This window comes from Wolbachia endosymbiont of Pentalonia nigronervosa (genome assembly GCF_014534705.1).
Taxonomy (GTDB): Bacteria; Pseudomonadota; Alphaproteobacteria; order Rickettsiales; family Anaplasmataceae; genus Wolbachia.
This window is the reverse complement of sequence record NZ_JACVWV010000061.1, coordinates 1-7317: the sequence shown is the minus strand read 5'-3', so window position 1 is coordinate 7317 and position 7317 is coordinate 1. Positions and strand designations below refer to the sequence as shown.

At 31.7% G+C, this 7317-nt stretch carries 4 protein-coding genes and 2 pseudogenes; 5 read left to right on the top strand and 1 reads right to left on the bottom strand.

The window, feature by feature from the left end; translation table 11 throughout:
- The coding region (locus tag IC220_RS05620; RefSeq protein WP_188153529.1) for an Rpn family recombination-promoting nuclease/putative transposase at positions 1-280 on the bottom strand (280 nt) is incomplete at its 3' end.
- A 510-nt stretch (positions 281-790) separates the two neighbouring features.
- On the opposite strand from IC220_RS05620, the gene IC220_RS05615 reads away from it, so the two are divergent.
- From IC220_RS05615 to IC220_RS05595, 5 genes and pseudogenes are all read left to right on the top strand, one after another.
- Positions 791-1567, top strand: coding sequence for a hypothetical protein (locus tag IC220_RS05615; RefSeq protein ID WP_223158790.1), 777 nt, complete (start codon positions 791-793; stop codon positions 1565-1567).
- 8 nt (positions 1568-1575) lie between these two features.
- Positions 1576-1875: pseudogene (locus tag IC220_RS05610) on the top strand (helix-turn-helix domain-containing protein); the annotation flags it as partial.
- Between the two features lie 211 nt (positions 1876-2086).
- Positions 2087-2326 (top strand): annotated as a pseudogene (locus IC220_RS05605) (DNA repair protein RadC); the annotation flags it as partial.
- 289 nt (positions 2327-2615) lie between these two features.
- On the top strand, positions 2616-7127 hold the full coding sequence (locus tag IC220_RS08110) for a P-loop NTPase family protein (protein WP_188153528.1): 4512 nt from the start codon (positions 2616-2618) through the stop codon (positions 7125-7127).
- Positions 7128-7182: 55 nt separating this feature from the next.
- Positions 7183-7317: transposase (locus IC220_RS05595; RefSeq protein ID WP_369408739.1), on the top strand; the 135-nt coding region annotated here is incomplete at its 3' end.

The following is a 7317-nucleotide window of genomic DNA, read 5'->3' as shown; positions in this document are numbered from 1 at the left end:
CACGCTTCTCGAAACCTTTAGTCTTAGTGAACTGCATCTCTATAATATATCTAGAACCTTGAGAATCCTTACAAAGAACATCGACAATACTCTGCTTTTTAGCGGCAATTTCAGGGTCTAAAATAGTAGCTAAAAATTCAACATCTTGAATAGCAGCTAAGCCAGTAAAGCCTAAAATATCGTTTAGGAAATGAATTAGAATATCCTTGTTTTTCTCGGTGCCAAATATTCTCTTAAAAGCATAATCATTGCGTGCATCAAGAAATTTAGAAAGAGCCATAAGAAAGTAAGTTAAAAATCATTAATGATTATACTAAATTTTGAAGGAATGTTCAACTTCTTTATTTTTTAAGTTTTGAATGAAAAAAAATGGCTGCCAGAGATCACCTTAGAATCGCATTTCATACTTTAGACGTATAAATACATCTTTCTATCAATCCCTCTGTAAAGCGCCTTAAAAGCCTAAGAAATGAATACTATGAACTTAGCAGCTGTAATGGCCATTAAGAACCCCTTTTTGGTGCAAGAACCTACGAGCATAAAAGATCACATCCTAAAGAAAACATATTTCAGTGTATGAAGATGAAGCCTATTTTAACTTGTCAAGGAGTAGGCATTTAATATACTAGTTTTTAATGAAGGTAATAATTGTGCTAGCAGAACTTCTATATCAAACTTCCAAGCAGCTAAAGGAGAATTGTGAATTATTGAGTGGTGAGGAAAAGCAAAATCTTTATAGCGAAGAAAGTTAAAAATACGCCTAAGAGAAGGCATAGACCAGCTAAAGAAATTGAGTAAAATGGCTGTTGCAATAGAAGGAACGACAGATAGTAAGTTGCTAGAAAAGTTTAAAGATGATCATCCGTTAAGAGAAGTCAGTATTGCCTATGTTTCTGGAGGAGCTAAGAACTATTTATTCAGCCTTAGCAATTCATCAGAACTGTATGATTTAAAAGAGAATAGAGAAAAAGCAATTTATTATGCGATCAAATCAAATGATAGGGAGTTAATAAAACATCTGTTAATGGTTTTGGTGTCGGGTGATATAGAGACTGAGTTTTTTAAGGAATTAGAGATGTTACTGTCTGAAGCATATGAAAAATTAAAGGTAAATTTATCAGAGGATATGAAAAATTATCTAGAAAAAAATATAAGTTTAAAACGTTTTATATATGGTAATGTTGGTGTATTAACGGCAAAACCTGTAGATGTACGGGCAATGATAAACCTGTTTATAGTTCAATCTGGAGAAAATTATAAAATAGATGAGTTATTGCTGAGCAAGATAGCAGAAAGTTTAGAAGAAGGGGAATTACGCTCACAAATAAATCAGATGATAGAGACACTAAAAAAACATGAAAGGTTTGCAGAATTGGAATACAAAGTAAGAAGGTTAAAATCCGAACTAGCAAGTGGAGAGAGCAAATATTCGGCTGAGGTTATGAAATCAAGCATAGAAGAACGAGAAAGAAAAATGAGAGAGATTGGGGACAAAAGCAACCAAGTAATAAAGGAAAGGGAGGAGCTATTATCAAGATTAAGCAACAGTTCAAATAGAAGAAATTAGTGTGCGAATTGGCAGAAAGAGCAAACTATAACGTAGGACAACAAGTAAGAAGTTGTAGATTAGCAAAGGGGTATACCCAAAAAGATTTAGCAGAGAAAATCGGGGTAAAATACTGGGTAATACTGCAATACGAAAAAGGGAACCGTAGAATTCCAATCGAAAGGTTATATGCTATAGCAGAAACATTATCAGTAAGTATTATAGACCTCATTCCTGTATCAAATAAAAAAGAGTGTTTTAAGGAAGAAGGAAAAGAAATATTAAACCTAGCAAGAAAATATAAAGGAATTAAGGATCAAGAATTACGCTGTGCACTAATTGAATCTTTATTTGAAAGCATAAGATAAGTTTTAAATAAGATTAGCAATGATTAATATCATTAGTATTTTGATAAAAAAATAAATAAATAAAAAATTGATTTGACTTCCAGCAAAATAGATGGCCTTATGACGACCACTGCTAAAAAAAAATAGCAGTAAATAATTAAAAATAAATAGTAACTAATAAGAGGTGTATTTTATGAATAATGAGAATAAAAGTAAAAATCGTAGAGAAGAAGTAGAATTTAGAGCATTAGAAAGCAACGGAAAAGCGCTACTTGATCGTGAAGTGATAGAAACGTTTTTAAGTGCAGTACATGACAGGGAAGAGGCGCAAATTATAGCTGAAAGGCTAATGGATAGTTTTGGAATAGGAGGAATTTTAGGACAGGAAATGGATGACCTGAAATCTATAGAAGGAGTAACCGATTCTACAGTATTAAAAACTAAGGTTTTTTACCCATATTATAATAAGATAAAAATTTTTGTTGCATTGAAAAATATTTTAGGTACTTTATAATTATTTTATTATAGCAATAATTTTAACGGTAAAATTCAAGTTTTTTATGCCAACTAGGTTTCTCAACAAACAGGCTCAAAGTACTTTAATTGTTGTGTTACAAACTTAGAAGCAGTGTTTATTACATAAAGCCATACGGGATATCAGAAAATTTGCGTTAACTAGTTTATCGCTATATGTGTAGGGTTAAAGGTTAATAGGGGGTACAGTGCATAGTAATAGCCAAAGCTTGAATTTTAACGACAGTAATATCTCTGATGAAGAGTTTTATGATGCAGAAGAGAATGACTTTTCAGATTTAGAATCTATTCCAAATCCTTCTTCTTTTCAGATATGTAATTTAAGTAGTTCTGCCTCTCCTAATCAATCGAAATTTGATTATTTTGGTAATACTTATCAAGGCAATACAAAAGGAGGACAACTTTCAGGATTTGGAAAATTATCTAGCAGTGATGAAAAAGAGTATATAGAAGGAATGTGGGAAAATTCCCAACTAATTAAGGTTTTTTCATGTCAATTTATTCACCTTATTCGTTCTATGCACAGTAGAAATGAAATGAGGATATATGGTGAAGATAATCTATTTACCTTTAATAGAGGTAGCTTTGTTGCAAAAATAAAATTCGGAGAATTAAAGGAGTTAAATTTTACTAGATCTTTAAATCCGTTAAATAGTAGAAGAGGATTTTTAGAAAAGGTTACAATAATCGAAGTCTTGAAAGATACACTACTTGATCAAAGAAATGCAGCTCTAGAAAAATTTTTACAAAGCTCTATCAGTACAGAAAATTTATTACAATTCTATGACGTATTAAGAGAGTACAAGGGGTCAAATCAGGGTATTGCAAAATTGAATAAACATATCTTGAACAAGATTAGCAATACAGGTACCTCAGTAGAGCTTAGAAATAATGCTAAACAATTGCTGAGTATAGAACAACTATTATTAGAAAGAAATAGGGGATTTCCTAAATTTAACCTTAGTATTCAGCATAATTTGCCAAATTTACTAAATGAATTGACATCGATTCGCAGGGAGAAAATTATTCATCATAAAAGATTATTACTTAGAAAGTGTCCTCACTATAGTCACAGTGCTTACCTTTCCAGCTTAATGATTCAGAGTATACACAAATTACCTGACCCAAAAATACTTTACTTAAGTGATAAGGATATTCAACTATTTTCAGATTTAACAACTTTTGCTGAGCAATCAGAACATTTAGAACAATTATGGCAGACGTTATTAAGTAAGGTAAAAGGAGCAGATAGCAAGTCACTAAAGGGTATTGGTCCTTTCACCCATCCTATTTACCTGCATCTTTTTAAGAGTTTTCAAGAGTTAATAACAGAAATTAGCAACGTCGCAGAGATTCCTAAAGAAAATTTATTAAACATTGATAGTGCAGGAAATTGGCATCTGTTAGAAGAAGGATCAATAAAGTGGAATAAACCTTCACATGTAACTTATTCTCTTGAACGACAATACTGCCTTATCTTCAAATTAATGGAGCACTTCAAGCCTGGTCATTACTATCATAAGAACAAGTTTAAATATGAATTTCAGCTATTAAATGCTACGTCTGAAACCTTTTTTGGAAGGTGGGGGCAATCGATAAGTAGCTTTTTTGTTAATAACAAGTTATCAGATATACCTGAAGAACGGTCAGTATGGTTATATATTATTGACAATGCAATGGAAAGCATTCGTAAATACCAAAATGATGAATTTTCTAAACAATCAAAGAAAGATTTTAAAGAATTATTAAATTCTTTCCTGATAAGTTATACTAAATTTATTAATAAAATAGAAGATGATCGTTATGAACTATTTCGTGTAGCTGCACATAACATGATAAAATTAGCAGCACAAGTAAGCCCTATATTTTGTGCAATTGGATCAGAATCAAAAGATGATAAAAAGATATTAACAAAGCAACTGGAGTTTATTAATAGAATATTCACTTCAGAAGGCAGTGAGTTATCTATTGATCATTTTACGAATTTAATAGAGGTATATAATGAATATTGGAAGCATAGGCAATGCATTGAAGATATTCCAGAAAAGTTTTCTTTTGATCCCTTTAAAGCACGCATGGAAAATATTTCTAGTAGTTTACTTAAAATTGCTGATGTATCTCTTAATAAGAAAGTCACTGCTCAAGTGTTAATCAATTATCTCAGATCATTTAACGAGTTTCTTAAACATTTTAAGAGTGTAGATTTTAAATGGTTTGTTAAAAATTCAACCAATGAGTTAATTACTCAGGAAATAGTGAAAATGGTAAATGATAAACAAAAGTCGTATGAAGTTTTAAGACCTCAAGAATTTATCAACCATATAGGCAAAAGTTACGAGGGAAATTTTCACTTGTATATAATTTCTACATACGAGCATTATGTAATCAAGGTTACTAGTAGATTATTAAACGTTATAGAGCAGCTTCTGACAGAAAGAGAGTGGAATGACAAAGTTTGTCTTGATGTAGCAAGTGAGTTACTTCTAGCTATAGGTCATTCCTTTATTTATCTCAAGGAACAACCTAACTATGCTGACTTTGAACAATTCTTAATCGACAGTACAAAACCTTTTGAAAATGCGGTAGAAGATAGCATTACATACGGGGATTTTAAAAAACGTATGAGCAGTATAGAGAATTTCTATTTATATGCAAAAAAACAAAATGAAATCAGTGTAGAAAGAGCATTAGATCTATATAAAGATGAAGTAGAAAAATTAAGGGAAAGGGGGTTCAATTATGATTGCGATCTAGGTATATTGAGGTTGTGCTATGAAAGGTATTTAGAGGAGTTTCAAAATTATATAACAAATAAGGCGGATATGAAAGATATCATTAGTAATATGAAATGTATCATTACTAATGTGAAGGAAGAACTCACAGATAAAAAATGTACTCCAGAATTTAAGCAAAATACTATACCTCTTCTTTTAGCTGGGTTAGCTGCTGTATGGTCTAAGTTGGAGTCAAAGGATATTGAATGTACAAAAGAGGTTTTAAAACCGCACTGTATTCAAGTATTGTGTATACTGAAATTACTAAGTGTTGATGTGCAACATGAAAATATTGACAGTCAATTTGCTCAAGTCTTAACAGGACAGGGAAAGTCAATAGTACTAGGTCTGTTATCATCACTGCTAGCATTAATGGAATATAAAGTTCAAATTGTTTGTTATAGTGAATATCTAGCATGTAGGGATCAAAAAAGCTTCGATGTTTTTTTTGAAAAATTGAGAGATTTCGGAATAAAAAGCAAGGTATCGTATAGTACATTTGATGATATGGTAAGTGATGCTATTAGTATTGATATAAATGGCGAAAAAAAGGACCTTAGAACATTAGTAAATGAGCTGATTTGTGGTAATTTAGAACAAGTTGAAAAGTCAAAAGCTGGTAATGAAGAGAGACCTATCTTGTTAGTAGATGAGGTAGATGTCTTTTTTTCTAATGAATTTTACGGTAATACTTACAGACCATGCACTACAATAGGTATTTCGGCAATTGCTGAAATTCAGTCTGAAATATGGTCTATAGTTTTTTTCAATAATATACATGTAAAAAATAGTGTTTTGAATCGATTAAAAGAATTTATTGGCAAATTACTAGCAAGGGATAAAGTAGATGAAGAATTCATTCAACTTCTGTCTCCAGCAAGTTACAATTTTTTTGAGTGGCATCTTGAAAAGATGATTGACAATGCGTTAAATGTTGCAAAGGAAAGTGAAGAGTACCGTTATAGGTATAAAATTAATGACGAAGGAATCATAAGTTACAGACGCAATGATGGGCTATATAGTTTAAATACTTACTCAGGCTACTATAATGTTTTTAATTACTTTAGGTTAAAAGAAGCAGATTATGACCATAAAAATTACAGAAATTACGGCTATCTCTTAGTAAATTGTGGTGCAATTTCTTATGCTAAATTACCTAGGGAATATCCAGTTATTTTAGGAGTAAGTGGTACTCTAACTACGTTAAGTAATCCTGAGAAAGAAGCAGTAAAGTCTTATAAAATTCATAAAACTACTAGTATGCCATCTTTTTTTGGCAGAAATAAGTTAGACTTTCAGGAAGATCAACACTTTACAATCAGAGATTCTGAAGAAGACTGGCTTAAAAATATTTTTGATCGCATGAACTCTGAAATTCACTCAGGTCGAGCAGTATTAATATTTTTTGATACCGAAGGTAAAATGAATGAATTTAAACAAGAATATCAAAATAATATTGTTCACCTAAATACATTAACAGGTAATGAAAAGGAATCACAATTAGAATGGTGTATAAATGAAGCAGGGGTAGCAAAAACAGTAACATTGGCAACAAGAAATATGGGTCGTGGTGTTGATTTTAAATCAAATGACCGCGGTGTAGAAGATAGAGGTGGAGTGCACGTTATTCAAACATTTTTCTCACTTGATGAAAAAGAAGAGACGCAAATTAAAGGTAGAACTGCACGCAAGGATAACAAGGGTAGCTACGAATTAATTCTTTGTATGGGACATTTAAAAAAAATAGGATGTGGAAACAAATCTGATGGAGATCCTGTTAGCAGTTATCAAGATCTAAGTGAGATGAGAAAAACAAAAGCAGAAGAAAAGGGTAAGAATATTGCTGATAAGATCAAAGAGGCAGAGGAAAAACATAACAAGACAATGGGATTTTTGAAGTCTCTTAACGAGTATACTCCTAGGTAGTGTAGACATTCAAAAAGAAAGGAGTTATAATAACAATTTTTGAGAGAAGCTAAGGATGTTATACGACTTAAAAGATAAGCAATGGGAAAGGATAAAGGAGAGTTTACCCGGAAAGAAAGGGGATAGTGGAAGGAGTGCAAAGGACAACAGAAAGTTCATAGCAGCAGTGATGTGGATAGGGCGAACAGGA